The 25,343-nt window shown below is 65.2% G+C and carries 27 protein-coding genes; 7 read left to right on the top strand and 20 right to left on the bottom strand.

What is annotated here, in order from left to right:
- Positions 1-39: 39 nt before the first annotated feature.
- On the bottom strand, positions 40-1,338 hold the full coding sequence (locus AC1DE3_RS09470) for an RsmB/NOP family class I SAM-dependent RNA methyltransferase (protein ID WP_441511349.1): 1,299 nt from the start codon (positions 1,336-1,338) through the stop codon (positions 40-42).
- A gap of 184 nt (positions 1,339-1,522) precedes the next feature.
- Between AC1DE3_RS09470 and AC1DE3_RS09465 the strand changes: the two genes are divergently transcribed.
- Together AC1DE3_RS09465 and AC1DE3_RS09460 are read left to right on the top strand one after the other, a co-directional pair.
- Positions 1,523-1,663, top strand: coding sequence for a hypothetical protein (locus tag AC1DE3_RS09465; RefSeq protein WP_441511348.1), 141 nt, complete (start codon positions 1,523-1,525; stop codon positions 1,661-1,663).
- Positions 1,664-1,828: 165 nt separating this feature from the next.
- Positions 1,829-2,989 carry a glycerophosphodiester phosphodiesterase gene (locus AC1DE3_RS09460; protein ID WP_441511347.1) on the top strand — a complete coding sequence of 387 codons (1,161 nt, stop codon included), beginning with the start codon at positions 1,829-1,831 and terminating at the stop codon, positions 2,987-2,989.
- Between the two features lie 108 nt (positions 2,990-3,097).
- Here AC1DE3_RS09460 and AC1DE3_RS09455 read toward each other — a convergent pair whose 3' ends face one another.
- From AC1DE3_RS09455 to AC1DE3_RS09435, 5 genes are all read right to left on the bottom strand, one after another.
- Positions 3,098-3,376: a hypothetical protein gene (locus AC1DE3_RS09455; protein WP_441511346.1), complete on the bottom strand. Its 279-nt coding sequence runs from the start codon at positions 3,374-3,376 to the stop codon at positions 3,098-3,100.
- A gap of 165 nt (positions 3,377-3,541) precedes the next feature.
- The gene (locus AC1DE3_RS09450) at positions 3,542-4,321 is read right to left on the bottom strand and encodes an amino acid ABC transporter ATP-binding protein (protein WP_441511535.1); all 780 of its coding nucleotides are present in this window, start codon (positions 4,319-4,321) and stop codon (positions 3,542-3,544) included.
- Positions 4,322-4,356: 35 nt separating this feature from the next.
- Positions 4,357-5,736 carry an amino acid ABC transporter permease gene (locus tag AC1DE3_RS09445; RefSeq protein WP_441511345.1) on the bottom strand — a complete coding sequence of 460 codons (1,380 nt, stop codon included), beginning with the start codon at positions 5,734-5,736 and terminating at the stop codon, positions 4,357-4,359.
- A 10-nt stretch (positions 5,737-5,746) separates the two neighbouring features.
- Positions 5,747-6,943, bottom strand: coding sequence for an amino acid ABC transporter permease (locus AC1DE3_RS09440; RefSeq protein WP_441511344.1), 1,197 nt, complete (start codon positions 6,941-6,943; stop codon positions 5,747-5,749).
- A 566-nt stretch (positions 6,944-7,509) separates the two neighbouring features.
- On the bottom strand, positions 7,510-8,532 hold the full coding sequence (locus AC1DE3_RS09435) for an amino acid ABC transporter substrate-binding protein (protein ID WP_441511343.1): 1,023 nt from the start codon (positions 8,530-8,532) through the stop codon (positions 7,510-7,512).
- Between the two features lie 262 nt (positions 8,533-8,794).
- On the opposite strand from AC1DE3_RS09435, the gene metC reads away from it, so the two are divergent.
- A complete protein-coding gene (gene metC, locus AC1DE3_RS09430; RefSeq protein WP_441511342.1) occupies positions 8,795-9,985 on the top strand; it encodes a cystathionine beta-lyase in 1,191 nt (396 codons plus the stop codon).
- Between the two features lie 168 nt (positions 9,986-10,153).
- Here metC and ppx read toward each other — a convergent pair whose 3' ends face one another.
- From ppx to AC1DE3_RS09405, 5 genes are all read right to left on the bottom strand, one after another.
- Positions 10,154-11,728, bottom strand: a complete 1,575-nt coding sequence (ppx, locus tag AC1DE3_RS09425) for an exopolyphosphatase (protein ID WP_441511341.1) — start codon at positions 11,726-11,728, stop codon at positions 10,154-10,156.
- Positions 11,664-13,859 carry an RNA degradosome polyphosphate kinase gene (locus AC1DE3_RS09420; protein ID WP_441511340.1) on the bottom strand — a complete coding sequence of 732 codons (2,196 nt, stop codon included), beginning with the start codon at positions 13,857-13,859 and terminating at the stop codon, positions 11,664-11,666. Before AC1DE3_RS09420 ends, ppx begins: the two co-directional genes overlap by 65 nt.
- A 127-nt stretch (positions 13,860-13,986) precedes the next feature.
- Positions 13,987-14,685, bottom strand: coding sequence for a P-loop NTPase family protein (locus tag AC1DE3_RS09415; RefSeq protein WP_441511339.1), 699 nt, complete (start codon positions 14,683-14,685; stop codon positions 13,987-13,989).
- A 7-nt stretch (positions 14,686-14,692) separates the two neighbouring features.
- Entirely contained in the window at positions 14,693-15,802 is a 1,110-nt protein-coding gene (locus AC1DE3_RS09410; RefSeq protein WP_441511338.1) for an AI-2E family transporter, read from the bottom strand.
- Positions 15,803-15,894: 92 nt separating this feature from the next.
- A complete protein-coding gene (locus AC1DE3_RS09405; RefSeq protein WP_441511534.1) occupies positions 15,895-16,425 on the bottom strand; it encodes a CDP-alcohol phosphatidyltransferase family protein in 531 nt (176 codons plus the stop codon).
- Between the two features lie 207 nt (positions 16,426-16,632).
- Here AC1DE3_RS09405 and purM point away from each other — a divergent pair, with 207 nt between their 5' ends.
- Together purM and purN are read left to right on the top strand one after the other, a co-directional pair.
- Entirely contained in the window at positions 16,633-17,706 is a 1,074-nt protein-coding gene (gene purM, locus AC1DE3_RS09400; RefSeq protein WP_441511337.1) for a phosphoribosylformylglycinamidine cyclo-ligase, read from the top strand.
- Between the two features lie 56 nt (positions 17,707-17,762).
- The gene (gene purN / locus AC1DE3_RS09395) at positions 17,763-18,326 is read left to right on the top strand and encodes a phosphoribosylglycinamide formyltransferase (protein WP_441511533.1); all 564 of its coding nucleotides are present in this window, start codon (positions 17,763-17,765) and stop codon (positions 18,324-18,326) included.
- On the opposite strand, the gene AC1DE3_RS09390 is transcribed toward purN, so the two are convergent.
- From AC1DE3_RS09390 to AC1DE3_RS09380, 3 genes are all read right to left on the bottom strand, one after another.
- Positions 18,254-19,051, bottom strand: coding sequence for a helix-turn-helix transcriptional regulator (locus tag AC1DE3_RS09390; RefSeq protein WP_441511336.1), 798 nt, complete (start codon positions 19,049-19,051; stop codon positions 18,254-18,256). The genes purN and AC1DE3_RS09390 overlap by 73 nt on opposite strands.
- A 248-nt stretch (positions 19,052-19,299) precedes the next feature.
- A complete protein-coding gene (locus AC1DE3_RS09385; RefSeq protein WP_441511335.1) occupies positions 19,300-19,662 on the bottom strand; it encodes a hypothetical protein in 363 nt (120 codons plus the stop codon).
- A gap of 86 nt (positions 19,663-19,748) precedes the next feature.
- Positions 19,749-19,949: a hypothetical protein gene (locus AC1DE3_RS09380; RefSeq protein WP_441511334.1), complete on the bottom strand. Its 201-nt coding sequence runs from the start codon at positions 19,947-19,949 to the stop codon at positions 19,749-19,751.
- A 284-nt stretch (positions 19,950-20,233) separates the two neighbouring features.
- On the opposite strand from AC1DE3_RS09380, the gene AC1DE3_RS09375 reads away from it, so the two are divergent.
- On the top strand, positions 20,234-21,076 hold the full coding sequence (locus AC1DE3_RS09375) for a MipA/OmpV family protein (protein ID WP_476852322.1): 843 nt from the start codon (positions 20,234-20,236) through the stop codon (positions 21,074-21,076).
- Positions 21,077-21,188: 112 nt separating this feature from the next.
- On the opposite strand, the gene ndk is transcribed toward AC1DE3_RS09375, so the two are convergent.
- The 3 genes from ndk to AC1DE3_RS09360 form a co-directional block, all read right to left on the bottom strand.
- Positions 21,189-21,611 carry a nucleoside-diphosphate kinase gene (gene ndk / locus AC1DE3_RS09370; protein ID WP_441511332.1) on the bottom strand — a complete coding sequence of 141 codons (423 nt, stop codon included), beginning with the start codon at positions 21,609-21,611 and terminating at the stop codon, positions 21,189-21,191.
- 93 nt (positions 21,612-21,704) lie between these two features.
- On the bottom strand, positions 21,705-21,974 hold the full coding sequence (locus AC1DE3_RS09365; RefSeq protein ID WP_441511331.1) for a sel1 repeat family protein: 270 nt from the start codon (positions 21,972-21,974) through the stop codon (positions 21,705-21,707).
- 150 nt (positions 21,975-22,124) lie between these two features.
- A complete protein-coding gene (locus tag AC1DE3_RS09360) occupies positions 22,125-22,280 on the bottom strand; it encodes a hypothetical protein (protein ID WP_441511330.1) in 156 nt (51 codons plus the stop codon).
- 44 nt (positions 22,281-22,324) lie between these two features.
- On the opposite strand from AC1DE3_RS09360, the gene AC1DE3_RS09355 reads away from it, so the two are divergent.
- A complete protein-coding gene (locus tag AC1DE3_RS09355; RefSeq protein ID WP_441511329.1) occupies positions 22,325-22,711 on the top strand; it encodes a DUF2147 domain-containing protein in 387 nt (128 codons plus the stop codon).
- A gap of 131 nt (positions 22,712-22,842) precedes the next feature.
- On the opposite strand, the gene AC1DE3_RS09350 is transcribed toward AC1DE3_RS09355, so the two are convergent.
- The 3 genes from AC1DE3_RS09350 to AC1DE3_RS09340 all read right to left on the bottom strand — a co-directional run bounded on the left by AC1DE3_RS09350 (position 22,843) and on the right by AC1DE3_RS09340 (position 24,726).
- Positions 22,843-23,550, bottom strand: coding sequence for a glutathione S-transferase N-terminal domain-containing protein (locus AC1DE3_RS09350; RefSeq protein WP_441511328.1), 708 nt, complete (start codon positions 23,548-23,550; stop codon positions 22,843-22,845).
- Positions 23,551-23,672: 122 nt separating this feature from the next.
- Positions 23,673-24,167: a GNAT family N-acetyltransferase gene (locus tag AC1DE3_RS09345; protein ID WP_441511327.1), complete on the bottom strand. Its 495-nt coding sequence runs from the start codon at positions 24,165-24,167 to the stop codon at positions 23,673-23,675.
- Positions 24,168-24,219: 52 nt separating this feature from the next.
- Positions 24,220-24,726, bottom strand: coding sequence for a GNAT family N-acetyltransferase (locus tag AC1DE3_RS09340; RefSeq protein ID WP_441511326.1), 507 nt, complete (start codon positions 24,724-24,726; stop codon positions 24,220-24,222).
- Between the last annotated feature and the right edge of the window lie 617 nt (positions 24,727-25,343).

Here is a 25,343-nt window from a genome sequence, read left to right as displayed (position 1 = left end):
TAATGGATCGTGCGGGCGCGCGCAACGGCTGTAGCAGCCTCAGTCCCCGCGCTGGAGGCAAGCCAGATAGAACCCGTCCGTGCCGGTGCGTCGCGGCGAGAGCTGTAGGCCGAATTGGGTGGCGAAGCGGGCGAGCAGGGAGAAGTCGCTCTCCGCCCCCTTGAGCACGTCGATCGGCGCGACCGGTGCGAAGCCGGGATGGCGGCCAAGAAAGGCACGGATCGCCTCGTCATTTTCCTCAGGCAGCATGGAGCAGGTGATGTAGGCGATGCGCCCACCCTGGCGCACCAGCTTGGCCGCGCGCGCCAACACCTCGGCCTGATCCTTGATCCGTTCGGCCAGCGCGCCGGGGCGCACGCGCCATTTCGCATCCGGGTTGCGCCGCCAGGTGCCGGAGCCGGTGCAGGGCGCATCGACCAGCACGAGATCGGCCTGTCCGGCGATGTCGGCGAAGGGCTCATGGCCGCGCGAACGCGGAATGCGCACCTCGACGATGCTCGCGCCCGAGCGCGCCACGCGGTCATGCAGCGGCGCGAGCCGGCGGCTATCGAGATCGGTGGCGTAGAGACTGCCGCGATTGGCCATCAGCGCAGCGAGCGCCAGTGTCTTGCCTCCTGCCCCGGCGCAGAGATCGATCACGGTCTGGCCAGGTCGCGCGCCCGCGAGCAACGTCACCAGCTGCGAGCCTTCGTCCTGCACCTCGAAGGCGCCGGCGAAGAAGCCGGGTTCCGCATGCAGCGAGGGGCCGCGCCCGTCATGGCCCGGCTGGAAGCGCAGCGCATCGGGAGACCAGGCGCCGGTCTCCGGCTGATGGTGGGCGAGATCCCGGAGAACGTCGTCGCGGCCGGCCTTCAGGCGGTTGACGCGCAGGTCGATCGACGCACGGGCGGCCAGCGCCTGCCCTTCCGCCGTCGCAGCTTCACCGAAGCCGGCCTCGAACGACGGCCAGAGCCATTCGGGCACGTCCGCCCGCACCCAGGCGGGCGCCCCATCGTCCGAGAAGGCGGCCAGGAGTGCGGTCTCGTCAGCCGTGAGCGGAGCGGGCGCGTGATTCTCGCCCGAGAACAGCGCTGCTATCTCGTCGCGGGGCAGGCCGCGCAGCCCGGCGAGCATGCCGAGCACCAGCCCGCGGGGCTCTTCGGACGCCATCGAATAGCTGGACGAGGCCTTGCGCCGCAGGGCATCGTAGACGAGCGAAGCGATGGCGGCGCGGTCCTTCGAACCGGCGAAGCGACGCGACAGCCCCCAATCCTTCAGCGCATCGGCCGCCGGGCGGCGGCGCTCGATGATGTCCTGCAGCACCTCTATGGCGGCGCTGATCCGGGCGGCTGGCGTCATGGTGCTTCAATCCTGGCGCAGGCAAATCAGGCCCGGCGCCCGCAAGGCGGTGAGTGTAGTGTGCTTCGACCGGTTCAAATATCACGCCGAGGCATGGTGCCCCATGCGGCATGCACTTGACGCGCTCGTTTCACAAGGGGAAAGACGATGCAACCGCATCTCGCGGCCATCAGGATATCCGCACATGAAAAGCGCCAGCCGCATCGTCATTCTGAGCCTTGTCGCCTTCGGCCTTGCCGCTTGCGCAACCCAGCCGCAGCAGGACTTCACGCCGCCGGCCTCCAAGCGCCTCGATGCGAAGACCTCCCTCGAGAACCGCCGCTGATCCGACATCGATACGAACGAGCCCGCGCCCGGTATTGCCGGCGCGGGCTTTTTTGTCGCCCGCCGCATGGCGCCTGAGCTGACGGCAAAACGAAGCAATCTTTTCATGGGGCTGTCACATCACTCGACCTAACTTCGCGCGCATTTCCGCGAGCCGGGTCAAACCATGAAAAAAACGCTGCTTCTCTCGACATCGCTCCTCGCCGCACTGGCCATGCAGCCGCTTGCGGCGCCCGCCCAGGAGGCATCCGCTTCCAACAGCCGCAAGCCCCTGATCATCGCCCATCGCGGCGCCAGCGGCTACATGCCCGAGCACACGATCGAGGGCTACAAGCTCGCCATCGAGATGGGCGCGGATTTCATCGAGCCCGACCTGGTTTCAACTAAGGACGGCGTCCTGGTCGTGCGGCACGAGCCGATGCTAAGCGGCACCACCGACGTCGCCGACCGACCGGAATTCGCCAATCGCAAGACGACGCGCAAGGTCGACGGCATCGACACCACCGACTGGTTCGCCAACGACTTCACCCTGGCCGAGATCAAGACCCTGCGTGCCAAGCAGGCCTTCGCCGATCGCGACCAGTCGCAAAACGGCAAGTACCAGATTCCGGCGTTTCAGGAGGTGATCGACCTCGCCAAGTCGGAAAGCGCCCGGACCGGCCGCACCATCGGCATCTATCCCGAGACCAAGCACCCGACCTATCACGCCTCGCTGGGCCTCGCCTTCGAGGACAAACTGCTCGACATGCTCAAGGCGGCCGGCTGGACCGAGAAGACCTCGCCGGTGTTCATCCAGAGCTTCGAGACCGGGAATCTGAAATACCTGCGCAAGAAGACGCAGCTGCGCCTCGTGCAGCTCGTCGACGGCGACGATGTCGACAAGGACGGCAAGGTGACTCTCGTGGCGCCGTTCGACCGCCCCTATGACTTCGCGGTGCTCGGCGACAAGCGGACTTTCCAGGACATGCTCTCCGCTGAAGGGCTCAAGGAGATCGCGACCTACGCCGACGGCGTCGGCCCCTGGAAGCCCTATATCCTTGCTGGCAAGCAGACCATTGGCGAGGACGGCAAGCCGAAGGATCTCAACGGTGACGGCAAGATCGACGAGCAGGACCGCACGCTGATCGCGCCGACGAACGTGGTCAAGGACGCCCATGCCGCCGGCCTTCTGGTCCACACCTGGACCTTCCGCAGCGAGCCCAAGCGGCTGACCTCGGACTTCAAGGGCGACGCCGCGGCCGAGTACAAGGCATTCTTCGCGCTCGGCATCGATGGCCTGTTTTCGGATTTCTCGGATCAGGCCGTGAAGGCGCGCGACGCGAAGTAAGCCATCCCGTCGGACGAGGCCGACAGCCGGACAAGCCAAGCCCCGCGGCGAAATTCGCCACGGGGCCTGGCCTTCAGCGGGCTTCTCGCCCGCTCCCCTTCAAATCGGTCAATCGCAAATGCGGGTCGTGCGCCTCACGACGCCGCGCGGCGTCTCACGCTCGGTCGTGACGGTGCGGCAATCGTCGCCGCGATAGTAGTTGGCGCGGCGCCACTCGCGTTCAGGCGTGCGATCATAACGGTCCTGACGCATCTCGCGATCGATTGCCCGTTCATGGGGGGTACGGGGGTCGACGCTAACGCCACCTGGACCGATGTTGATCGACTGAGCATAGGCGCCGCTGCTCGCGAGAAGAGCAACAGCAATGATTGGGACAAAACGTTTCATCGCGTATCCTCCGTTTGCGCCATCAACGCACCGGACGGAGACTCGTTCCGTAGAAAGCTTCAGCTGCAGTCGAAGATGCTTCGCGCACCCTAGGAACTGCTTGCCAAACGAAAAAGCGCGCCGGCAAGGCCGGCGCGCTTCCATCGCTCGCTAAGCTGTTCTTCCTCAGTGCAGGATCTGGCTGAGGAAGAGCTTGGTGCGCTCATGCTGCGGGTTCTTGAAGAACTCGTTCGGGGTGTTCATCTCGACGATCTGGCCGGCATCCATGAAGATGACGCGGTCGGCGACCTGGCGGGCGAAGCCCATTTCGTGCGTGACGCAGAGCATGGTCATGCCCTCCTCCGCCAGCGAGACCATGGTGTCGAGCACCTCCTTGACCATCTCGGGGTCGAGCGCCGAGGTCGGCTCGTCGAACAGCATGATCTTCGGGCTCATGCACAGCGAGCGGGCGATCGCCACTCGCTGCTGCTGGCCACCGGACAGCTGGCCCGGATATTTCGCCGCCTGCTCGGGGATCTTGACGCGCTTGAGATAGTGCATCGCGATCTCCTCGGCGTCCTTCTTGGGCATCTTCCGCACCCAGATCGGCGCCAGCGTCAGGTTCTCCAGAATCGTCAGATGCGGGAACAGGTTGAAGTGCTGGAACACCATACCGACGTCACGGCGAATCTCGTCGATCTTCTTGAGGTCGTTGGTGAGCTCCGTGCCGTCGACGATGATCTGGCCCTTCTGATGCTCTTCAAGCCGGTTGATGCAGCGGATCATCGTCGACTTGCCCGAACCCGACGGGCCGCAGATCACGAGCTTCTCACCGCGCTGAACCTTGAGGTTGATATCGCGCAGAACGTGGAACTCGCCGTACCACTTGTTCACGCCGATCATCTCGACCGCGGTCGCGGTGTTGAGAGACGTCTGCTTCAGCGCAGCGGGCCGGGTGTCGGTCATCTTGGTTTCTGCCATTGCCATGGTCGTCATCCCTCTCAACGTTTTTGGCCGGCGGCTAGGCGCTTTTCGACAGCTACCGAGTAGCGCGACATTCCCCAGCAGCAAAGGAAATAGAAGAGCGCGGCGAAAGCGTAAGCGGTCGTCCGCGTGGTCGGCGTAGCCCAGGTCGGGTCGACGAGCGTCGCCTCGATCGTACGCAGGAAATCGAAGATGCCGACGATGGTGACCAGCGTCGTATCCTTGAACAGCCCGATGAAGGTGTTGACGATGCCAGGGATCACGATCCGCAGCGCCTGCGGAAGGATGATCAACCGCATCATCTGCCAGTAGCCGAGGCCGAGCGACATGGCGCCCTCATACTGGCCCTTGGGGATCGCCTGCAGGCCGCCGCGCACCACCTCCGCCATGTAGGCGGCGGCGAAGAGCGCGACACCGATCAGCGGCCGAAGCAGCCGGTCCGGCGACCATTCCTGCGGCACGAAGAGCGGCAGCATGGTGTTGGCCATGAACAGCACGGTGATGAGCGGAACGCCACGGACGAACTCGATGAAGATCACCGAGAGCAGCTGGATGGCTGGCAGGCGCGAGCGGCGCCCCAGCGCCAGCAGCACGCCGAGCGGCAGGGAGAAGACGATACCGACCGCGGAGATCAGGAAGGTCACCGTCATGCCGCCCCAGAGCCCCGTATCGACGCGCGGCAACCCGACCTTGTCGGCCAGCACGGCCAGCAGGCCGAAGACGACCAGCGCGATCAGGATCAGGCGCTTTGGCCGGTAGAAGCGCTGCCAGGCCGGCATCTCCTGTTCGACAGCCAGCCGCGCCTCGCCAAGCCAGAACTTGGCCAGCGACGGCACGAAGGACAGGACCAGATAAAGCACCGCCAACGCGAAGCTGAGCAGGATCAGAAAGCGCAGGAAGCTCTCTGCCCGGTCCCCGCCCAGCAGCAGGATGAAGGCGCTCGCCGGCAGGATGACGAAGAAGAAGAAGACGCCGATCTTCTTCAGCGGCGCCTTGGTCCAGAGCAGCCAGACCACGCCAAGCGCGAACATCGCGAAGACGATGTTGACCCGCCAGCGCTCCATCACCGGATAGGACCCGTAGATGAAGTACTGGAAACGGTCGGCGATATAGGCCCAGCAGGCGCCGACCGGCCGGCCGACCTTGTCGGCGAGGCAGGCATCACGATGCTCCCCCGTCCAGACCGCGTCGAGGAAGTAGAAGCGGATCAGGCCCGGCACCGCGTCAAACACGAGATAAACGCAGATCAGGGTCAGGATCGTATTGAGCGGGCTGGAAAACAGGTTGGTCCTGATCCAGGCCCAGGGGCCGGCCACGGAGAGGGGCGCGGGCTCCTGCTGCAGCGTCTCCTTGCGGACGAAGGCGTAAGGGGCGTTCTCGAGCGTTGCGTCGGTCATCGATCCGCCCTCACCGTTCAACCAGCGCCATGCGCTTGTTGTAGAGGTTCATGAAGAACGACGTCACCAGCGAGATCGTCAGATAGACCGCCATGGTGATCGCGACGACCTCGACGGCCTGGCCGGTCTGGTTCAGCACCGTCCCGGTGAAGACCTGCACGAGATCGGGATAGCCGATCGCCACGGCCAGCGACGAGTTCTTGGTCAGGTTGAGGTATTGCGAGGTCAGCGGCGGGATGATGACGCGCATCGCCTGCGGGATGACGACGAGCTTCAGCGTCGGCCCGTTCCTCAAGCCCAGCGCGTGCGCCGCCTCGGACTGCCCCTTCGAAACCGCCAGGATGCCGGCGCGTACGACCTCGGCGATGAAGCCGCCGGTATAGGTCGACAGGCCGATCAGCAGCGCAACGAATTCCGGGAAGATCTGCATGCCGCCGGTGAGGTTGAACCGACCCTGCTGTGGAAGATCGAACGACAGCGGTCGTCCGACCGCGAAGAAAACCAGGAGAGGCACGCCGATGACCAGGCCCAGCGCGACCCAGCCGTTGTGATACTGCTTGCCGGTTTTGGCCTGCTGCCCGCGCGCCCAGATGAAGAACGCGATGGCCGCGACGACGGCGACAATGAAGGCAATGACGACAGCCTCGAAGGCCGGCGCAAATTGCGGGCTGGGCAGGATGATGCCGCGATTGTTGAGATAGATGCTGCCCGGCAGCGCGATCGAGTTGCGGGCATCCGGCAGGGGCTTCAGCACCGCATTGTACCAGAAGAAGAGCTGGAGCAGCAGCGGGATGTTGCGGATGACCTCGACATAGATCATCGCCAGCTTCGCGATGACCCAATTGTTCGAGAGCCGCGCAACGCCGACGGCGAAACCGATGATGGTGGCGAAGACGATGCCGAGGGCGGCAACGAGCAGCGTGTTGAGCAGGCCGACGAGGAAGGCCTGACCATAGGTCGAGCCGCCCTGGGCCGAGAACGGGATCAGCTTCTGGTTGATGTCGAAGCCGGCGGCGTTGTGCCAGAAGCCGAAGCCCGAGGCGATCTTCTGAGCACGCAGGTTCTCGATGGCGTTGGATGCGGCGGACCAGATGAGGAAGCCGACAAGTCCTACCAGCACGATCTGATAGACGTAGCCGCGGATCCTGGGGTCGTAGAACAACGACGCCTTGCCGGGTGATACCGTTTGGTCGGGAATGCTCGACACTTGTCACGCCCCTTTTGCTTCGCTTGTGGCGGCCGGCGATCCTGCGGCTATGYGGTTGCGCCGAGGTCGTCTTGTTGCCCGTGCCGCTTATTCTGTGAGCTGCTTGCTGGAAGGGCGCGCCCTGCGAGCCCCGCCGTCTTTCACGCGCCCGACGCGATGCCGACGCCGATAGCTGCCGCTGCGGCGACAGTGATGCCTTCTGTCTTCATGCCGTTCCCCTGTTCGGAGCGGGTTCGTCCCGCTCTCCCCGATTGAATAAATCTTGAGCAGCAAATGCCGACACGGCAAGCCCTGCTGAAGCAAAAACCCGAACAGCAAATCCCGGACCAACCGCGCTTCGTTCCGTCACGCGCGGTTTTGGAATCTGTGCGCGCCCGACATCGCCTCGTCAACGAACAATCCCGTCAACGCGAGGCAGTGCCTGGCAAACTGCAGATTCGCCCCCTGTCACGGCCGAGACAGGAACGCCGCGAAACGCTTCGAGAGCGGCTCACGGCGCGGAGGCGGCCGCTCGCAGGCCGCAAGACAAAACGGGGCGCCGGTCTACCCGGCGCCCCGCGAATGCATCAGCGAACCGGCGGAGCGTATTGCAGGCCGCCCTTGGTCCAGAGCGCGTTCTGACCGCGGGCGATCTTGAGCAGCGAACCCTGGCCGACGTTGCGCTCGAACGATTCGCCGTAATTGCCGACGTGCTTGACGATGCGCACGACCCAATCCGGCGTCAGGCCGACCTGCTCGCCGAACTTGCCCTCGGTGCCGAGCAGGCGCTTGATCTCCGGATTGTCGGCCTTGAGCTGCTGGTCGACATTCGCCTGGGTGACGCCGAGCTCTTCGGCGTTCAGCATGGCGAAGTGGACCCACTTCACCAGGTTGAACCACTGCGGGTCGTTATTGCGGACGGACGGGCCGAGCGGCTCCTTGGAGATGATCTCCGGCAGGACGATGTGGTCGTCCGGATTGGTGAGCTTCAGGCGCTCGGCATAGAGGCCCGAGGCGTCGGTGGTGAAGGCGTCGCAGCGGCCAGCGTCATAGGCCTTGACCGTCTCGTCAGAGCTCGCGAAGGCCACGACCTCGTATTTCAGGTTGTTGGCGCGGAAATAGTCGGCGAGGTTGAGCTCGGTGGTGGTGCCCTGCTGGGTGCAGACCGAAGCGCCCGAGAGCTGCAGAGCCGAGTTCACGCCGAGCTTCTTGCGGACCATGAAGCCCTGGCCGTCATAGTAGTTGACGCCGGTGAAGAGCAGGCCGAGCGAGGCATCGCGCGTCATCGTCCAGGTCGAGTTGCGCACGAGCACGTCAATCTCGCCCGACTGGAGAGCGGTGAAGCGGTCCTTGGCCGAAAGCGGGATGAACTTCACCTTGTTAGGGTCGTTGAAGATCGTCGCCGCGATGGCGCGGCAGAGATCGACGTCGAGCCCCTTCCAAGTGCCCTGCGCATCGGGAACGCCGAAGCCCGCGAGGCCCGTGTTCGAGCCGCAATTCAGGATACCGCGCTGCTTGACCTGCGCGAGCGTCGCCTGGGCCGAAGCCGCGGTCGCGGAAATCGCCAAGCCGATTCCTGCCGCGAGGGCGGCTGCTAGAAACTTTTTCATCGGTAATCTCCCATTGAAGCCACGTTTCCGGCTCGCGCCGAACGCCATCCTGGTCTCGCCGCCGGCAGCATTTTCGCTGCTCGATTCATCTTGCGATTGCGCGACGCCCCCGTTGCCGAGTCGATTGCCAGAGCGACCCATGAGCGTCAAGCAACCGCCATCCGCCCCCGGCGCCCCTTGTTCGCCGCATACATCACATGCGAGTTTGGGGGGTGTGGTCAAGCCCGACTGCATTTTCCTGCCTTCGAGACCCGCTGTTTCCATGAAAAAGCTGTCTTCTCCTGAATTTGCGCGCCTTGGCGAGCGGACACGCCTCGTGCTGGCCGGACGCGACCCGGGCGATAGCTACGGCTTTGTCAATCCGCCTATCGTACGAGGCTCGACGGTCGTCTACCCGAACACCGAGGACTTCCTGGTCCGCAAGGCGCGCTACACCTACGGCACGGACGGCAACCCGACGCTCGACGCGTTCATGGCCGCGGCCAACACGATCGAGGGCGGGTCCGGCGTGGTCGTCACACCCTCAGGGCTGATGGCCTGCACGCTCGCCTTCCTGACCATGCTCTCTGCCGGAGACCATGTGCTGGTCACGGACAGCGTCTACCGTCCGACACGCATCTTCTGCGACACGTTCCTCAAGCGCATGGGCGTCGAGGTCAGCTATTACGACCCGCTGATCGGCGGCGACATCGCCAAGCTCTTCAAGTCGAACACCAAGGCCGTCTGGACCGAGGCGCCGGGCTCCCAGACCTTCGAGATGCAGGACATCCCGGCCATCGTCGCGGCAGCGCAGGCACGCGACATCCTGGTCGCGATGGACAATACCTGGGCGACGCCGCTCTTCTTCGATGCCCATAAATTCGGTGTCGACTACTCGGTGCAGGCCGGCACCAAATATTACGCGGCGCATTCCGACGTGCTGATCGGCACCGTCTCGGCGCGGACGCCGGACCTGTTCAAGAAGCTGCGCGCAGCCTGGAATCAGCTCGGGCTGATCGTCGCGCCGGAAGACGCGTTCCTGACGCTGCGCGGCATGCGGACCATGGCCGTACGCCTGAAAGAGCAGATGCCGGCCGGCATCGCCATGGCCGAATGGCTGAGCGAGCGCCCCGAGGTCGCCCGCGTCCTCCACCCTGCCCTACCGGGTGCGCCGGGGCACGAGATCTGGAAGCGCGACTTCACCGGCGCCTCATCGCTCTTCACCATCGAGCTGAAGCCCGTCTCGATGAAGGCGGTCGGTGCGATGCTCGACGGGCTGACCCTGTTCGGCATCGGCGCCTCCTGGGGCGGCTATGAGAGCCTCGTCCTGCCCTTCGACTGCAAGGACTATCGGACCGCGACCAAGCCCGATTTCAAGGGGCCGACGATCCGCATCCATATCGGCCTCGAAGACATCGACGACCTGAAGGTCGATCTCGACGCGGGCTTCGCGCGACTACGCGCGGTTGGGTAAACCGGCGCACTGCTTGTCATTCCGGGGCTTCGCGTAGCGAAGAACCCGGAACCTGGACGCGGCTCACAACCGAACACCTATATCTCACCCAGTCCTGGGTTCCGGGTTGGCGCCTGTGGCGCGCCCCGGAATGACAAAGATGCGTTTTGAAGCCGCCGCGACGGCGCCTCAGAGCCGGCCGATCTCGAAATCGCGCCCGAGCAGCTTGGCGAGCTGCTTGAGGCGGCCCTCGACGCGCTCGCTGGACAAGGAGGCGAGATCGCCCGGGAAGCGCAGAAGCAGGCGGTTATCGACGCAGGTCGCCGGAATTCGCGGCAGGATGCCGGCCATCCCCGCCGACAAGAGATAGGCGACGCGGAAGATCGCGGCGATCAGCGTCGCACGCGCGAGAAGCGGCGGCTGAAGCAGCGTCTTCAGGCCTTCCGCCGCCGGAGAGCTGGCCTTCAGCCCGGCATAGCGATGGAAGATCGCCATCGCCAGGAAGGCCCGGCCGACATGGTCGATGCCGGTGAAATAGGCATGGGCAATGACGTTCATGCTCTGCTCGCCGCGATAATCGGGATGGGCGCGCCAGCCGATATCGGAAAGCAGGCAGACGGTCTCGATCAGGCGCCCGGAGGGCTCGTCCTGCGCGAGCCCCGCCGTTTCGAGAATTCCGCCCACCCAAGCGATGAGATCTGCTGCGTGGCGCGGATCGCGCGCACGCAGCAGATTGTAGTCGCGCGCGGCCTGCAGCAGCGGATCGGAGGTCTGTTCCTGCGGCGAGAGCTGCTCGTGCAGCAGCCCCTCGCGCACGCCCTGCGCCGAAATGACGATGCTGCGGGGCTTGCCGCGCTTGATCAGTTCGTCGAGCACCAGCGCGCCATAGGCGAGCAGCGGCCGGCGCGCCGAGGAGACCGAATCGATGGCGTCGAGCACCGAGGCATCGGCCCGCTCGACCAGCTTGACGAAGTCGGCCGCGTCCTTGGGCGGGATCGCGTAGCCATGCATCACGTTTAGCGGGTAGTTCACACGGCGCTGGTGCAAGGTCGCCAAAGCGCGCCAGGTGCCGCCGACGGCGAAGAAATCGCGCCCCTTCATGGCGGCGAGCTGCGGCAGCTTGTCGAGTTCGTCCTTCACGATCTTCTCGGCTGATCGGATCGAGCCCTTCGAGCGATCAAGCAGAGCCAGGCCGCCGAGCGGGACGCTGGCACCCTTCCCGACGGCTCCCTTCTTGACGGAGATCAGCTCCAGGCTGCCACCGCCGAGATCGCCCACGACCCCATCGGGGGCATCAAAACCAGAGATCACGCCGAGGCCCGAGAGAATCGCCTCACGGCCGCCCGAGATCAGCTCGATCGGCTGACCGATCGCCTCCTCGGCGCGGGCGATGAACTCCGGACCGTTCTCGGCATAGCGCGCGGCGGCGGTCGCGATGACGCGGAGCTCGCCGACATGCATCGCCTCGCAGAGGATCCGGAAGCGCACGAGGGCCTGGATCGCCTTCTCGATCGCGTCCTCCGCCAACCGGCCGGTCGTGGCGACCTGCCGGCCGAGACCGGCCATCTCCTTCTCGTTGAAGACCTGCGATGGCGCCCGCGCCAGCATCTCGTAGACGACGAGACGGACCGAGTTCGAACCGATATCGACGATGGCGATGGTGTCGGAGAGCGCAAGCCGCCCCGGCGCGTGCCGGAGCTCAGGCCTTACGGCCTCCCCGGCGCGAGAGGGAACGGGGACTTGAATTCGAGAGCGATTTTCCACGTCCGGACAGACTCGGGTTCGTCATGAAGTACTTATGCGCGTTGAACGGCTCTTCGTTCGGCGCGGGGACAATGCGGCGCGAGCCGCCATCGGGCAATATCGTCCAGCTCTGCTCGTTGTCGAGCAGGTTGGCCAGCATGATCTGATCGAGCAACTGCTGATGCACGGTCGGATTGAGGATCGGCGTCAGCGCCTCGACCCGGCGGTCGAGGTTGCGCGGCATCAGATCGGCCGAGGAAATGTAGATCTTGGCCTTGGGCGAAGGCATGCCGTGCCCAGCGCCGAAGGCGTAGACGCGCGTGTGCTCGAGGAAGCGGCCGATGATCGACTTGACGCGGATCTTCTCCGACAGGCCGGGCACGCCCGGCCGCAGGCAGCAGATGCCGCGCACGACGAAGTCGATCTCCACGCCTGCCTGGCTGGCGTCATAGAGGGCGTCGATGATCTCGGGATCGACCAGCGAATTGCACTTGCCCCAGATCGCGCCCTTGCGGCCGGCCTTTACATGGGCGACTTCCTCGGCGATGTCGTCGAGCAGGCGCTGCTTGAGGCTTGTCGGCGAGACCGCCATGCGCTCCAACCCAGCCGGCTCAGCGTAGCCGGTGATGAAATTGAAGATGCGCGCGACGTCCTGCGCGATCACCGGATCGGCGGTGAAGAAGGAGACGTCGGTGTAGATGCGGGCCGTGATCGGGTGGTAGTTGCCGGTCGCGATATGGCAGTAGCTGACGAGCTGCCCGGCTTCCCGCCGAACAACGAGCGAGAGCTTGGCATGGGTCTTGAGCTCGATGAAGCCATAGACGACCTGGACCCCGGCGCGCTCCATCTCCTTCGCCCAGCGAATGTTGGCCTCTTCGTCGAAGCGCGCCTTCAGCTCGACCAGCGCCGTCACAGACTTGCCGGCCTCTGCGGCTTCCGTCAGCGCCTTGACGATCGGCGAGTTCGCCGAGGTGCGGTAGAGCGTCTGCTTGATCGCGACGACATTGGGATCGCGTGCCGCCTGCTGCAGGAACTGCACGACGACGTCGAAGCTCTCATAGGGGTGGTGGACGAGCAGGTCCTTCTGGCGGACCGCAGCGAGGCAGTCGCCGCCATGTTCACGGATGCGCTCGGGGAAGCGGGCGTTGTAGGGCTTGAACTTCAGGTCCGACCGGTCGACGCCGACGAGCTGCGAGAGCTCGTTCAGGCCGATCATGCCGTTGACCTCGACGATCTCGTCGGCATCGACCTTGAGTTCGCGCACGATCAGCCGGCGCAGATGGTCGGGCATACCGGTCGAGACCTCGAGCCGGATGACGACGCCGAGCCGGCGCTGCTTCAGCATGGTCTCGAAGACGCGGACGAGGTCCTCCGCCTCCTCCTCGATGTCGAGATCGGAGTCGCGGATGACGCGGAAGGAGCCGGTGCCCTTGACCTCGTAGCCGGGGAAAAGCTTGCTGATGAACAGCGAAACCGCGTCCTCAAGCGTGATGAAGCGATGCAACCCCTCGCGGGCAAGATCGGGCAGCTCGATGAAGCGGTCGATCTTCACAGGCACGCGGATCAGCGCGTCGAGCTGGCGCCCATCGCTCTTGCGCTCCAGCGCCAGCGCGACGGTGAAGCCGAGATTCGGGATGAACGGGAACGGATGCGCCGGATCGATCGCCAGCGGCGTCAGCACCGGGAAGACGTAGTTGAGGAAATAGTCTTCCAGCCAGATCCTGTCCTGCGAGCCGATATCGCCCGGCTGCAGCAGGTGGATACGATTCTCATGCAGATCGTGGCGGAGTTCCGCCCAGCGCGCCTGCTGGTCGTCGGTAAGGGCCGAAACTGCTTGGCCGATCGCGACGAGCTGCTCGGCCGGGGTGAGACCGTCCTGGCTCGGCGTGACCACGCCGGCCTTGAGCTGCTCGCGCAAGCCGGAGACGCGGACCATGAAGAACTCGTCGAGATTATTCGCCGAGATCGAAAGGAAACGCAGCTGCTCCAGCAGCGGGTGGCTGCGGTTCGAGGCCTCCTCCATGACACGGCGGTTGAACTGCAGCCAGGACAGCTCGCGGTTGATGAAGCGCTCGGGCTGCTGACGCAGCGGCGCAACATCGGCCTCGCTGGAGAGCTTCTCCGGCTCGACGGTCACGGCTTCGAGAGTCATGTGATTCACCCGTGTCCTGATTGTCTTTCCGCCCATAGCGCCGTTGAAGCCATCCTAGCGTGACGTTTCGATGACGGGCGACATGATTTCGTATGACGGCACGGCCGCTCCGCAAGCACGCTCTCTTTCAGCCGGGCTCATCCGGAAACAATTCCGACAGCACCTCCTGTGCCAGCGGGCGCGTGACGCGCCGGCCGCGCTCCAGCGCGACGCGATCGAGGCGGTCCACCACCTGCCGCGCGGCAGCGAAAGAGCGCTCCATCCTGAGCGCCAGCGTCTCGATGACCGCGGTGTCGACCACGAGCTGGCGATCAATGAAGAGCTTGACGAGGAGCGCCCGCAGCAACCCGTCATCGGGCGGCTCGATCGTGGCCCCCGGCGCCAATCTGAGGCGCGACAGCAGATCCGGCACGCGCAGGCCCCAGAAGTCGGGTTCCTTGCGCGCGGTCAGCAGCAGATGTCCGTCGCGCGCCTTCATCGCGTTCATCAGGTGGAAGAGCGCGGCCTCTTCGAGCGGACCGGCATCGCAATCCTCGACGACGAGAGCCCCGCCGGAGACAAGGTGCGGGACCTTGGCCTCGGTCAGCTCCGCGGCCCGAATCGTCCAGGCATGGGCGACGCGGGCCCAGATCGCGGCGAGATGGGTCTTGCCCGCACCTTCCGGCCCGGTGAGACGCAGCCAGGCATCGGGCCATTGCGGCCAGCGCTCGACCAGGCCGTAGGCGGCCTCGTTGGACGGGCCGATCAGGAAATCCTCGACGCCGTGACGGCTGTCGACCGGCAGGTCGAAAGCGAGCTGGCGCGGGCGTGGGGGCACTTCGTTCATGCGTATGTCAGAGTTCGGCGTCGGCGCTGGACTTCGCTCGGGCTGCACGCCTGGCACCGACACCGTGATAGAGGTTGCTGGCGAGATATTGCCGCAGCGCGAAGCGGCAGAGCACGCCGATGACGGCCGCAAGCGGCACCGCCAGCAGCAGGCCGACGAAGCCAAAGAGCGAGCCGAAGGCAAGCAGCGCGAACATCAGCCAGACCGGATGCACGCCGATGGAGTCACCGACGAATTTCGGCTGGAAGATGTTCCCTTCGAGGAACTGCCCGGCAAGGAAGACGCCGAGCGTTGCCAGCGGCCAGGTCCAGTCCGGCCAGAACTGCACGATCGCCACACCGACCGAGAGCACGAGCCCGGTCAGCGAGCCGACATAGGGAATGAAGGACAGGAAGCCCGAGATGATGCCGATCAGCGCGCCGAAATTCACGCCGACGATGCTGAGCCCGATCGCATAGAAGGTTCCGAGCAGCAGGCAGACGAGAGCCTGGCCGCGCAGGAAGCCGGCGATGGCGCGATCCATCTCATGCAGCAGGCTGCGAATGGTGTCGCGGTGATCGAGCGGCAGCCAGCTATCGACGGTCGCGACCATCCGGTCCCAATCGACCAGCAGATAGAAGGCGATGACCGGCGTCAGGACCAGCAGCGAGAACACGCCGACGATGGCGGTGCCGCCGCTCCAGAGCGATTGCAGCAGGCCACCGACCCATTTGGTCGCCTCGCCGACGAGGTTGCCCAGCGAATTCTGCGCTTCCTGTTGCAGCTTCCCGGCGCCGAGGCGTTCAAGCCAGGGGAAACCCTTCTCCATCACCAGGGCCTGCAGCTTGGCCGCGTCGGAAGGCAGCCTGTCGACCAGCCCGGCTAGCTGCCGGCCGAGCAGCGGCGCCAGCAGCACCAGCGCCAGCACGAAGATGATGAGGAAAACGATCAGGATGACGATCGTCGCGGTCAGCCGGTTCATCCCCATCCGCTCCAGCCGGTCTGCCAGGGGATCGAGCAGATAGGCGAGCGCCAGCGCCGCGATAAAGGGCAGCAGGATATCGCGCAGGAGCACGAGCAGGAGGATGAAGACCAGGAGGGAGCCCAGCCAAAAGCCGATCTGGCGCTGCAACGTCATCGATCAGCCTCTTTCGCCTATCGGACCAGCGGAATGGGACAAATGTGCACGGAAAGCCGCAGTTCCAAGCGCCGGCCGCGTGTGAAATCTCGTCAGCCCGCCATGTGGCGCAGCCAGAAGGCGAGATAGGCCGCCATCGAGGCGAGCGTCAACACGGCGACGACGAGTTCGCCGACCACGGCCGCCGGACCGAGATCGATCCCGAAGGCCCGCGAGCCGAGCGCCAGCGCCGCGAAGGCGATCTGCGCCGCCGTGTTGAGCTTGCTGACGAGGAACGGCGCCATCGCGACCGGACGGGCGAGCAGCCACGAGAGCAGCACCGCCGCCACGATCATGATGTCGCGTGCCGCGACGAGAATGACGAGCCAGACCGGGATCGCGCCGACCACCGCCAGCGTGATGTAGATCGAGACGATCAGTGCCTTGTCCGCGATGGGGTCGAGATAGGCGCCGAGCTCGCTCGCCATGCCGCAATGCTTGGCGAGAAAGCCGTCGACAGCGTCGGAAATGCCGGCGACGACAAAGATGATGAAGGCCGCCTCCCAACGCGCGTTCACGATCATGACGATGACGAGCGGCACCAGGAAAAGCCGGGCAACCGTGATCAGGTTCGGGATCGTCATGGCGGCAGCTTCGCTCATGGCGCGACACGATGCCAGCCATGCGTCGTTCACCCGACCTCCGATGTCATCCTGGACAAGTGCCGAAGCCGCGCCGACCCGGGATGACGGCAGTTGCTGGTGAGAAAGCGACAAAACCACCCAAACGCCTTGCCAGCCGCAGCTTGCTTGCCTATCGCTCCCGCGAGCATGCAAGGAAGGCGGAACGCAATGAGCAAGCCCGGCGCAAACGGACTGACCTATGCGCAGGCGGGCGTCGATATCGACGCCGGCAATGCCATGGTCGACGAGATCAAGCCGCTGGTGCGCGCCACGCGCCGGCCGGGCGCGGACGCCGAGATCGGCGGCTTCGGCGGGCTGTTCGACCTCAAGGCCGCCGGCTTCAACGATCCGATCCTGGTCGCGGCCAATGACGGTGTCGGCACCAAGGTGAAGATCGCAATCGAGAGCGGACTGCATTCGACCATCGGCATCGACCTCGTCGCGATGTGCGTCAACGACCTCATCGTCCAGGGCGCCGAGCCGCTGCTCTTCCTCGACTACTACGCCACCGGCAAGCTCGACCCGAAGGTGGGCGTCGAGATCGTGCGCGGCATCGCCGATGGCTGCCGCCAGTCCGGCTGCGCGCTGATCGGCGGCGAAACGGCCGAAATGCCCGGCATGTATGCCGAGAAGGATTACGATCTCGCCGGCTTCGCGGTCGGTGCGGCCGAGCGCGGCACGCTGCTGCCGCGCGAAGACCTGAAGCCCGGCGACGTGGTGTTCGGCCTGCCCTCCTCCGGCGTGCATTCCAATGGCTATTCGCTGGTGCGCCGCATCGTGGCGCTCAGCGGCCTCGGCTGGGAGGCCCCCGCCCCGTTCGACGGCAGCAAGACACTCGCAGAAGCCTTACTCGAGCCGACCCGCATCTATGTGAAGCCGCTGCTGCAGGCACTGAAGGCGACCGACGGCATCAAGGCGCTGGCCCACATCACCGGCGGCGGCTTCCCCGACAACATCCCCCGCGTGCTGCCCGAAGGCCTCGGCGTGGCGCTCGATCTGCCGGCGATCCCGGTCCCGCCGGTCTTCGGCTGGCTCGCCAAGATCGGCGGCGTCGCCGAGCGCGAGATGCTGCGCACCTTCAACTGCGGCATCGGCATGATCGTCGCCGCGCAGGCCGACAAGGCCGATGAGGTTCTCGCGGCGCTGAAGGCTGCCGGTGAGGCGCCGGTGAAGCTCGGCGAGATCGTGCCGGTCGCTGCCGGCGAGGAGCAGGTCAGCTATCGCGGCAAGCTCTCGCTGTGAGCACGGCTAACGCCCGCAAGCGCGTCGGGGTGCTGATCTCCGGGCGCGGCTCCAACATGGTTTCGCTTGCGGAAGCAGCGCAGGCGCCGGGCTATCCGGCCGAGATCGCGCTGGTCATCTCCAACATCGCCGACGTCGCCGGGCTCGACCGGGCCCGCGGCTTCGGCATCGCCACGGCGACGATCGACCATCGCCCCTTTGGCCGGGATCGCGAGGCGTTCGAACGCGCCATGGACGAACTCCTGCGCGTCAACCAGATCGATCTGGTCGTGCTCGCCGGCTTCATGCGCATCCTGACGCCCTGGTTCGTGACGCGCTGGGAAGGGCGGATGATCAATATCCACCCTTCGCTGCTGCCGCTGTTCAAGGGCACGCACACGCACCGACAGGCCCTCGAAGCCGGCGTCAGCGAGCATGGCTGCTCGGTGCATTTCGTCGTGCCGGAACTCGACGCCGGGCCGGTGATCCTGCAGGCGAAGGTGCCGGTCCTGCCCGACGATGACGAGGAGACGCTGTCCAAGCGCGTCCTCGTCGAAGAGCATAAGCTCTATCCGGCGGCGCTGGCGGAGGTCGCGTCCGGCCGCGCCAGGCTGGCGGGCGACGTCGTCATCCGGGCCTGATCGTCCCCGCCCTCGCGCTTGCAGCGTTCCCACTCCTCGCGCGCCCTCTCCTCCTCCTTCTGCCAGCGGCGGAAGAGGTCGGCGCGGCGGGCGGGGTAGCGCTCCTCCAATGCGACGAGGCCAGTCATGCGGTCGGTGCGGAAATGGCGGAAGGCCTGCCGGAGCTCGCACCAGGCAACGACGATGCGCACACGCTCGTAGAAGGTCATGCCAATCGGCCAGATCATGCGCTGTGTCGCATGGCCGCTCTCGTCGCTGTAGTGGATCGAGAGCTTGCGGCCGTTGCGGATGGCGGCGCGCACGGCGGCGACATCGACCTGATCGACCGGCACGTCGCCCGGGTAGGACGCCGCGAACAAGGCGCCATCGAGCAGGATCGGCCGCAGATGCGGCGGCAGCACCGCCGCGACCTTGCTGACCACGTCCTCGGCAGCGCGCGCGAGCACCGGGTCGGCACGCTCGCTCAGCCAGCGCATGCCGACCAGCACGGCCTCGATCTCGTCTGGCGAGAGCATCAATGGCGGCAGGTCGAACCCGGCGTCGAGCACATAGCCGATGCCGGCCTCGCCGCGCACGGGGACGCCCTGGCGCACCAGCGCGCCGATGTCGCGATAGACCGTACGCACGGAGACATCGAGCTCGGAAGCCAGCGTCTCGGCCGTCACGGGGCGCCTGCGGCGACGCAGGCTTTGAATCATGTCGAGCAATCGTTCGGCGCGCTGCACGGCGTCGTCTCCCTACCCGGCCTCGTAGCTGAGGCACCATGGCCCAGCCACGGTGACAGCTTCTGTCAGGAGCGTGTCAGCAGCAAGGCGGGAGACGGAACAAGCGCCGAACGGGACGGCCGTCATGCTCGGGCTTGCCCCGAGCATCTCTCATCGGATGAGGCTCCTGCGCCTCCTTCAGATCGAGTTTCCCGGGTCTGCGCTTCGCTTCGCCCGAGAATGACGCCACTAGAAAGCCGGACCGCCGTTCAGAACGGCCGCTTCAACTTGCACTGGTCGATGAAACGCAGGCCCTTCTCGCGGGCCGAATCGTTGAAATAGCCGGTATCTCGGAACGCCTGGATCTCGTCCTTGGTCATGGCGCTGACCGTGCCCTTGGCATAGCAGCTGCACGGGGTATGCACGGCTTCGCGGGTCGTGCCCAGGAGCTGCGACTGCGTGATCAGGCAGGCGTCGAAGGCGCGCAGCTGGATCATGTATGGGGTGAGGTTCTTCGCGGTCGGATCCGGCGGCGGCAGCGCCGTCGAGCTGCTAGCGGCATAGGCCGAGACGCTTGCCAGGAGCGACAATCCACCGGCCAGCACGACCGCACCCATCCGCCGCATCATCATGATTTCGTCTGCCCTTCGAGAACCGGGCACGTCGCGATCACCATGCTGCGCCCATGTTTCGGCATGGCCATAGAGCTAGGTCAACGTCAAGAGGACGCGCGGTCGTTTACTGCGGTTTTCAAGGATAGTGCTTCCGCTGCGACGTTTTCCGACTGAGTGTCGCCAGTAACCGACCGGACGCCGGGTTCGATTCCGAATTCCGGCTCGTCGATGACCGGCGCCCGGTCCGCCAGCTCGAGAAAAATAGCGGCGCAAAGCAGCCAGACGATCGCCACTTGCATAATCATCGCCGCCTCCTGCGACCTCGGGGCACCGGAGCCCTCCGATGCGTGCGCCCACTCTGGCGGCGATCGATTAACGACCGGTTCCCGACCTCGGACCGTGACCGCTTCGCAGCCCGGCCGCAGGCGCCCCTTGGGGACCAGACCGGCAAAAAGAAAGCCAGCTTTGATCCAACATGTTGATATTCCTGAGATAACGAAAAACTCACCTTAACCGCGCATTAATCCCCTTCCCTCAGATTGCCCTCATTCAATCGTTCGGACGCACTGTCGCGTCGGAGTTCTGGACTATGCGTTGCGTTGCGTATCTGGCTGGTCTGGCGACCTGCCTTTCCCTCTCCCTGCCCGGCGGCGCCCAGGCACAGTCGAGAGACTATTCGACCCTCACCTCGCCCCAGCCGGCCCAGAACTGGTACCTGACGCTCGGCGCCGGCGTGCGCTATCAGCCGGACTACACGGGCTCTGACGACTACGTCTTTCGCGCCCGGCCGATCATCTCGCTGGGCAAGGGCCTGAAGAGCACATGGTGGAGCGCCGAGGACGATGCGATGCTGAGCATCGGCGTCTTCTCCGGCCAGGGCTGGCGCATCGGCTTCTCGGGCGATCTGCTCTGGAAGCGCAACGCCAAGGTCAATCCTGCGCTCGTCGCCGTGCCTGCCACCAAGTTCGGCGCCGAGGCCGGCGGCTTCGTCGAATTCTACCCGACCTCCTGGCTGCGCGGCCGTGTCGATGTGCGCCGCGGCATCGTCGCCCATGACGGCGTCGTCGCCGACTTCAAGCTCGACGCCTTCTCGACGATCGGCMCCTGGACGCTGGGCGCCGGGCCGCGCATGCGGATCGCGTCCGCCGACTACGTGCGGACCTATTTCGGCACCTATGGCGCGATGCCCGGCACGGGCGGCTTCCTGCAGCGCTTCAACGCCGGCGTCCACACCGTGGGCGCGCTGGCACAGCTGACCTATAGCTGGTCTGATCAGCTCAAGACGACGGCCTATGTCGAGTACCAGCACCTCGTCGGCGACGCCGCACGCTCTCCGATCGTCAGGCCGTTCGGCTCGCGCGACTCGATCACCATCGGCCTGTCCGCGAGCTACTCCTTCGATACCGGGACGAACTACTCCTTCGGTCTCTGATAGGCGGCGAGCGTCGGGCCGGCCTGGCGGGTCCGACCGGCAGCTCCAAAGAAAAAGGCGGCCCCGAAGACCGGGCCGCCTTTCTGCTTTCGCAATCGACTGGCGGCTGCGCTCAGCCGACGATCTCGTTGCCCGAGAAGAACTGGGCGATCTCGACCGCCGCCGTCTCCTGAGCGTCCGAGCCATGCACGGTGTTCTCGCCGACCGACAGGGCGAAGAGCTTGCGGATGGTGCCCTCGGCGGCGTTGGCCGGGTTGGTGGCGCCCATCACGTCGCGATAAGCGGCGATGGCATTCTCGCCTTCCAGCACCTGCACGACGACCGGACCCGAGGTCATGAACTCGACGAGCTCGCCGAAGAAGGGGCGCGCCGAGTGCACGGCGTAGAAGGTCTCGGCCTGAGCCTTGGTCATCTGGATGCGCTTCTGCGCGACGATGCGCAGGCCGGCCTTCTCGATGACCGCGTTGACCGCGCCGGTGAGATTGCGCTTCGTCGCGTCGGGCTTGAGAATGGAGAAGGTACGCTGGACAGCCATCGAGAGATCCTTGGATGGGGTGCAAAAAAGGGGAATGCGGCGCGCTTATAGCTGCCGCCTCCCGGCCCCACAAGGCTCGTGGCCGTGCTGCTCTCAGTGCCGCGTGAGGAAGGCGCGGGCTTCCCGCAGCGCTTCGGCAATCTGCTCACGCGTCATCTCAAGCGCCAGCTCCTGCCGATGCGCCGCCGCCCGGGCAGAGCCACGGGCAAAGGCGACGTTGAACCACTTCTGCGCCACGACGAGATCGACGGCTCCTGCCCGCCCCGACGCATGCATGAGGCCGAGCTCGCAATAGGCCTCGGCCGAAACCTCCGCCGGGATCACCAGGGAAGCGGGGACTGCGCTCATCTCCATGCGTGCCATGACACCACCCTCTTGTCTTTGTGCCAGCCACCCCTCCAGGGCCCCGGCCGATGACTGCGAGACTGGGCCCGACCTTTAAAATGCGAGCTAAATTTTGCGATGAATCGAGTCTCAACGAGACGTAATCGTCTGGTTAAAGCAACCGAAAATTCACCTCGCAATCCCGAAAACGGAAACGATTTCAAAGACCTGACGACCGATCTCCACACGCCGTATTGAGATTCGATTCACCTTGCGCGAAGCAAGCGCCGAAACCGCTTTCCGTAGCGGCAGCTTGAGCAATGCTGAAACGCCGATATAGTTCATATCTGAACCATGCAGTCATAGCTGGTCGGACGAAGGAGGATCGGATGAAGGACGGGACCGGATCGAAGCGCGCGGCGCTGGCCGCGCTCGGCTTGCTGGCAGGCGTCGCGACGGCAAACGCCCAGGAAGTCGTCGGCCTCTGGGAGCGTGATACGGGCGCCTCGCGCGTGCGCTTCAGCAAATGCGGCGAAGCGCTCTGCGGCTCGCTCTCCTGGCTCAAGGACCAGAACGGGCCGGCCAAGGTCGGCCAGCGCATCTTCTACGACATGAAGCCGAACGGCGAGAACAAATGGAGCGGCAGCGCCTTCAACCCGGAGGACGGCAAGACCTATTCCGGCACGATGACGCTCTCGGGCAATTCCCTCACCACTGCGGGCTGCGTCATGGGCGGGCTGATCTGCCGCTCGGTGAAGTGGAATCGGGCGAACTGAGCCCTGCCGTCATGCTCGCCCTTGTGGCGAGCATCCACGTCTTGAACGCTGCTTTCGATCTGCCGAGACGTCGATGGCCGGGACAAGCCCGACCATGACGCCTTCGCTTCAACGAAAGGAGCGCACTTGGCTCAGCGCGCTCTTTGACCGAAGAGGATCGCCTTTTCTTCGGGGGTGCTGATGCCCGCGGGGTTCCGCAGCTCTTCCGCCGCTTTCAGCCCGCGCTGGACGGCGGGACGCGCCTGCATGGTTTCCAGCCAACGCGCGACATTCGGAAACTGCCTGAGATCCTGCCCTTGCTTCTCCCAGCCACGCGCCCAGCCGATGCAGGCCATGTCGGCGATGGAGTATTCGCCGCAGATGTAGTCGCGGCCTTCGAGGCGCTTGTTGAGGACGCCATAGAGCCGGTTGGCCTCGTTGGTATAGCGCTCGATCGCGTAGGGAATCTTTTCCGGCGCATAGATGCGGAAATGATGGGTCTGGCCGAGCATGGGGCCGAAGCCGCCCATCTGCCAGAACAGCCATTCATCGACCGCGACGCGGGCGCGCTCATCCTTCGGATAGAACTTGCCGGTCTTGCGGGCGAGATATTGCAGGATGGCACCCGACTCGAAGACGGAGATCGATTTGCCGTCCGGTCCGTCGGGATCGACGATCGCCGGCATGCGGTTGTTCGGGGAGATGGCGAGGAATTCCGGCTTGAACTGGTCGCCCTTGCCGATGTTCACGGGAACGATGTTGTAGGGTAGCCCGCATTCCTCGAGCATGATGGTGATCTTCCAGCCGTTCGGCGTCGGCCAGTAATAGAGGTCGATCGGCTTGGCGGGCGCTTCGGACATCAGTCTCTTCCTTCCTGGCGTGAGGCCTCGGAAGCGAATTTAGGGGCGGCACCGCACGCCCGGAAGGGGCAAGGGATTGCCCCCGACGCGACCGCGCCATGTGCTGTCGGCGTGTAACCTTTTCAGCTTCCGAGCTGCTTCTTGAAACCCTCATGGCTCTGGTCAAAGCCGAGGTTGCGGTAGAAGCGATGGGCATCGATGCGTGACTTGTTCGAGCTGAGCTCGATCAGCCCGACACCGCTTGCTTCGGCGAAGGCGAGTGCGTGCCTGATCATCACGGCTCCGATGCCGAGGCCGCGGCTCTCCGGCGCGACGTGGACGCTCTCGATCTTGCCGCGCCTGCGTCCGCGCGCGATCAGCCCGGGGATCAGTGTGACCTGGAAGGTGCCGACGACCGCGCCCGCCCGCTCGGCGACAAAGAGCGCATTGTCCTTGCTGGCATCGATCTCGGCGAAGGCCTCGGCATAGCCGGGATGCTGCGCCTCGGCGCGGATTTCCTCCGGTGTCATCGTCGGCGCGGCGGCACCGAGCATGATGAGTTCGGCAATGCGGGCCACATCGGCCGCAAGGGCGCGGCGAATGGTTATTTCGGCGGCGGAGACAGGCGTCCGGGTCATCGCTTCGGCTTTCGGCTCAGGCTGTGGCGGTCAATCGTGGCGGCGGATGGGCTTACTCGACGAAGAGGCGCTTCGCCATCAGCAGCGTGTTCGGCGTGTCGTCGCGGCCGTCGAAGCGCGCCTGCCGCTGCAGGAAGAAGCCCATGCGCTCGTAGAAGGCGATGGCCGGCTCGTTCTGGCTTTCGACTTCCAGGCGCGCGACCGGCGCCTTCGGAAAGCAGGCGAGCGCGACCTGCAGCAGCGTCCGCCCGATGCCGACGCCTTGCCAGACCGGCAGGACGTAGAGCCGCGTCAGCAGGGCCGCGCCATCGCGCTCCTGCCGTGCCGAGGCGGTGGCGACGACCTCCTCGCCGATCAACGCGACGAGGAAGATCCCCTCGTCGCGGCCGAGCTGGCTGCGCAGGTTCTCCAGCGAATGCCAGGCATTGGTGATCTCGGCGACGCGCTGCCAGCCATAGATGCCGTCATAGGTGGCATGCCAGGTCTCGACCAAAAGCGCCCTGACCGCCGGGACATCGGCGGCTTCGGTATCGCGAATGACGAGACCTGCGGGCGTCACGGGGCATTCCTTCGCAGACGCGCCAGGCCTTCACGCCACGTCGCGGGAATCGCCTGCGCAGCGGGAGCCTAGAGCATCGCGAGAAGACGTGCGAACCAGCTTTTTCGCATGGGCACGGACGGAGTGTCGACAAGCGATCGCGCTCTTCGCATGCGGACCGTCCCGCGCTGGAACAGCAACAGGCCGAAATCCCGCTCGCATAGGTCAGAGGGCCGACTGCGCGACAGGCGACACGCGGCCGCAGAGAGCGACTTGGTTCTGATCTTTGGAGGGCGCCAGCGCGTTGATGATGCAATCGAACTCCTGATCGATTTCACAAGATCGTCAATTGCTCAGAAGCCGCCCGCAACACTAACCACTCCACCCAGGGATGACGGGCAAGAAATGGTCGACAAGACCACGGAAGCGGCTTGAGACGGCCGCCCCGATATCCAACGCCGGGAGGGCGCTGAGGAGGGAAACAGCAACAGGCCAAATGGCCGAAGAGGGGATTTCGCAATATGAAGCTGACGAGACGCACATTCACCCCGGGGGCTGACCCTCGGGGCTTTGACCTGCACCGAGATCGTATCGCCTGCCATCATCGGGTCCGCCCGAGCGCAAAGCATCTCCTCAAA

This window comes from Allobosea sp. 10L417 (assembly GCF_056395485.1).
The sequence above is the reverse complement of the archived record's forward strand: the minus strand, read 5'-3'. Positions and strand labels throughout refer to the sequence as shown.

What these genes read in the sequence shown, in the direction of transcription:
- AC1DE3_RS09470 (WP_441511349.1), bottom strand. Translation starts at nt 1,338, where the DNA reads ATGACGCCAGCCGCCCGGATCAGCGCCGCCATAGAGGTGCTGCAGGAC.
- AC1DE3_RS09465 (WP_441511348.1), top strand. Translation starts at nt 1,523, where the DNA reads ATGAAAAGCGCCAGCCGCATCGTCATTCTGAGCCTTGTCGCCTTCGGC.
- AC1DE3_RS09460 (WP_441511347.1), top strand. Translation starts at nt 1,829, where the DNA reads ATGAAAAAAACGCTGCTTCTCTCGACATCGCTCCTCGCCGCACTGGCC.
- AC1DE3_RS09455 (WP_441511346.1), bottom strand. Translation starts at nt 3,376, where the DNA reads ATGAAACGTTTTGTCCCAATCATTGCTGTTGCTCTTCTCGCGAGCAGC.
- AC1DE3_RS09450 (WP_441511535.1), bottom strand. Translation starts at nt 4,321, where the DNA reads ATGACCGACACCCGGCCCGCTGCGCTGAAGCAGACGTCTCTCAACACC.
- AC1DE3_RS09445 (WP_441511345.1), bottom strand. Translation starts at nt 5,736, where the DNA reads ATGACCGACGCAACGCTCGAGAACGCCCCTTACGCCTTCGTCCGCAAG.
- AC1DE3_RS09435 (WP_441511343.1), bottom strand. Translation starts at nt 8,532, where the DNA reads ATGAAAAAGTTTCTAGCAGCCGCCCTCGCGGCAGGAATCGGCTTGGCG.
- metC (WP_441511342.1), top strand. Translation starts at nt 8,795, where the DNA reads ATGAAAAAGCTGTCTTCTCCTGAATTTGCGCGCCTTGGCGAGCGGACA.
- AC1DE3_RS09420 (WP_441511340.1), bottom strand. Translation starts at nt 13,859, where the DNA reads ATGACTCTCGAAGCCGTGACCGTCGAGCCGGAGAAGCTCTCCAGCGAG.
- AC1DE3_RS09415 (WP_441511339.1), bottom strand. Translation starts at nt 14,685, where the DNA reads ATGAACGAAGTGCCCCCACGCCCGCGCCAGCTCGCTTTCGACCTGCCG.
- AC1DE3_RS09410 (WP_441511338.1), bottom strand. Translation starts at nt 15,802, where the DNA reads ATGACGTTGCAGCGCCAGATCGGCTTTTGGCTGGGCTCCCTCCTGGTC.
- AC1DE3_RS09405 (WP_441511534.1), bottom strand. Translation starts at nt 16,425, where the DNA reads ATGACGATCCCGAACCTGATCACGGTTGCCCGGCTTTTCCTGGTGCCG.
- purM (WP_441511337.1), top strand. Translation starts at nt 16,633, where the DNA reads ATGAGCAAGCCCGGCGCAAACGGACTGACCTATGCGCAGGCGGGCGTC.
- purN (WP_441511533.1), top strand. Translation starts at nt 17,763, where the DNA reads ATGGTTTCGCTTGCGGAAGCAGCGCAGGCGCCGGGCTATCCGGCCGAG.
- AC1DE3_RS09385 (WP_441511335.1), bottom strand. Translation starts at nt 19,662, where the DNA reads ATGATGATGCGGCGGATGGGTGCGGTCGTGCTGGCCGGTGGATTGTCG.
- AC1DE3_RS09380 (WP_441511334.1), bottom strand. Translation starts at nt 19,949, where the DNA reads ATGATTATGCAAGTGGCGATCGTCTGGCTGCTTTGCGCCGCTATTTTT.
- ndk (WP_441511332.1), bottom strand. Translation starts at nt 21,611, where the DNA reads ATGGCTGTCCAGCGTACCTTCTCCATTCTCAAGCCCGACGCGACGAAG.
- AC1DE3_RS09365 (WP_441511331.1), bottom strand. Translation starts at nt 21,974, where the DNA reads ATGGCACGCATGGAGATGAGCGCAGTCCCCGCTTCCCTGGTGATCCCG.
- AC1DE3_RS09360 (WP_441511330.1), bottom strand. Translation starts at nt 22,280, where the DNA reads ATGAACTATATCGGCGTTTCAGCATTGCTCAAGCTGCCGCTACGGAAA.
- AC1DE3_RS09355 (WP_441511329.1), top strand. Translation starts at nt 22,325, where the DNA reads ATGAAGGACGGGACCGGATCGAAGCGCGCGGCGCTGGCCGCGCTCGGC.
- AC1DE3_RS09350 (WP_441511328.1), bottom strand. Translation starts at nt 23,550, where the DNA reads ATGTCCGAAGCGCCCGCCAAGCCGATCGACCTCTATTACTGGCCGACG.
- AC1DE3_RS09345 (WP_441511327.1), bottom strand. Translation starts at nt 24,167, where the DNA reads ATGACCCGGACGCCTGTCTCCGCCGCCGAAATAACCATTCGCCGCGCC.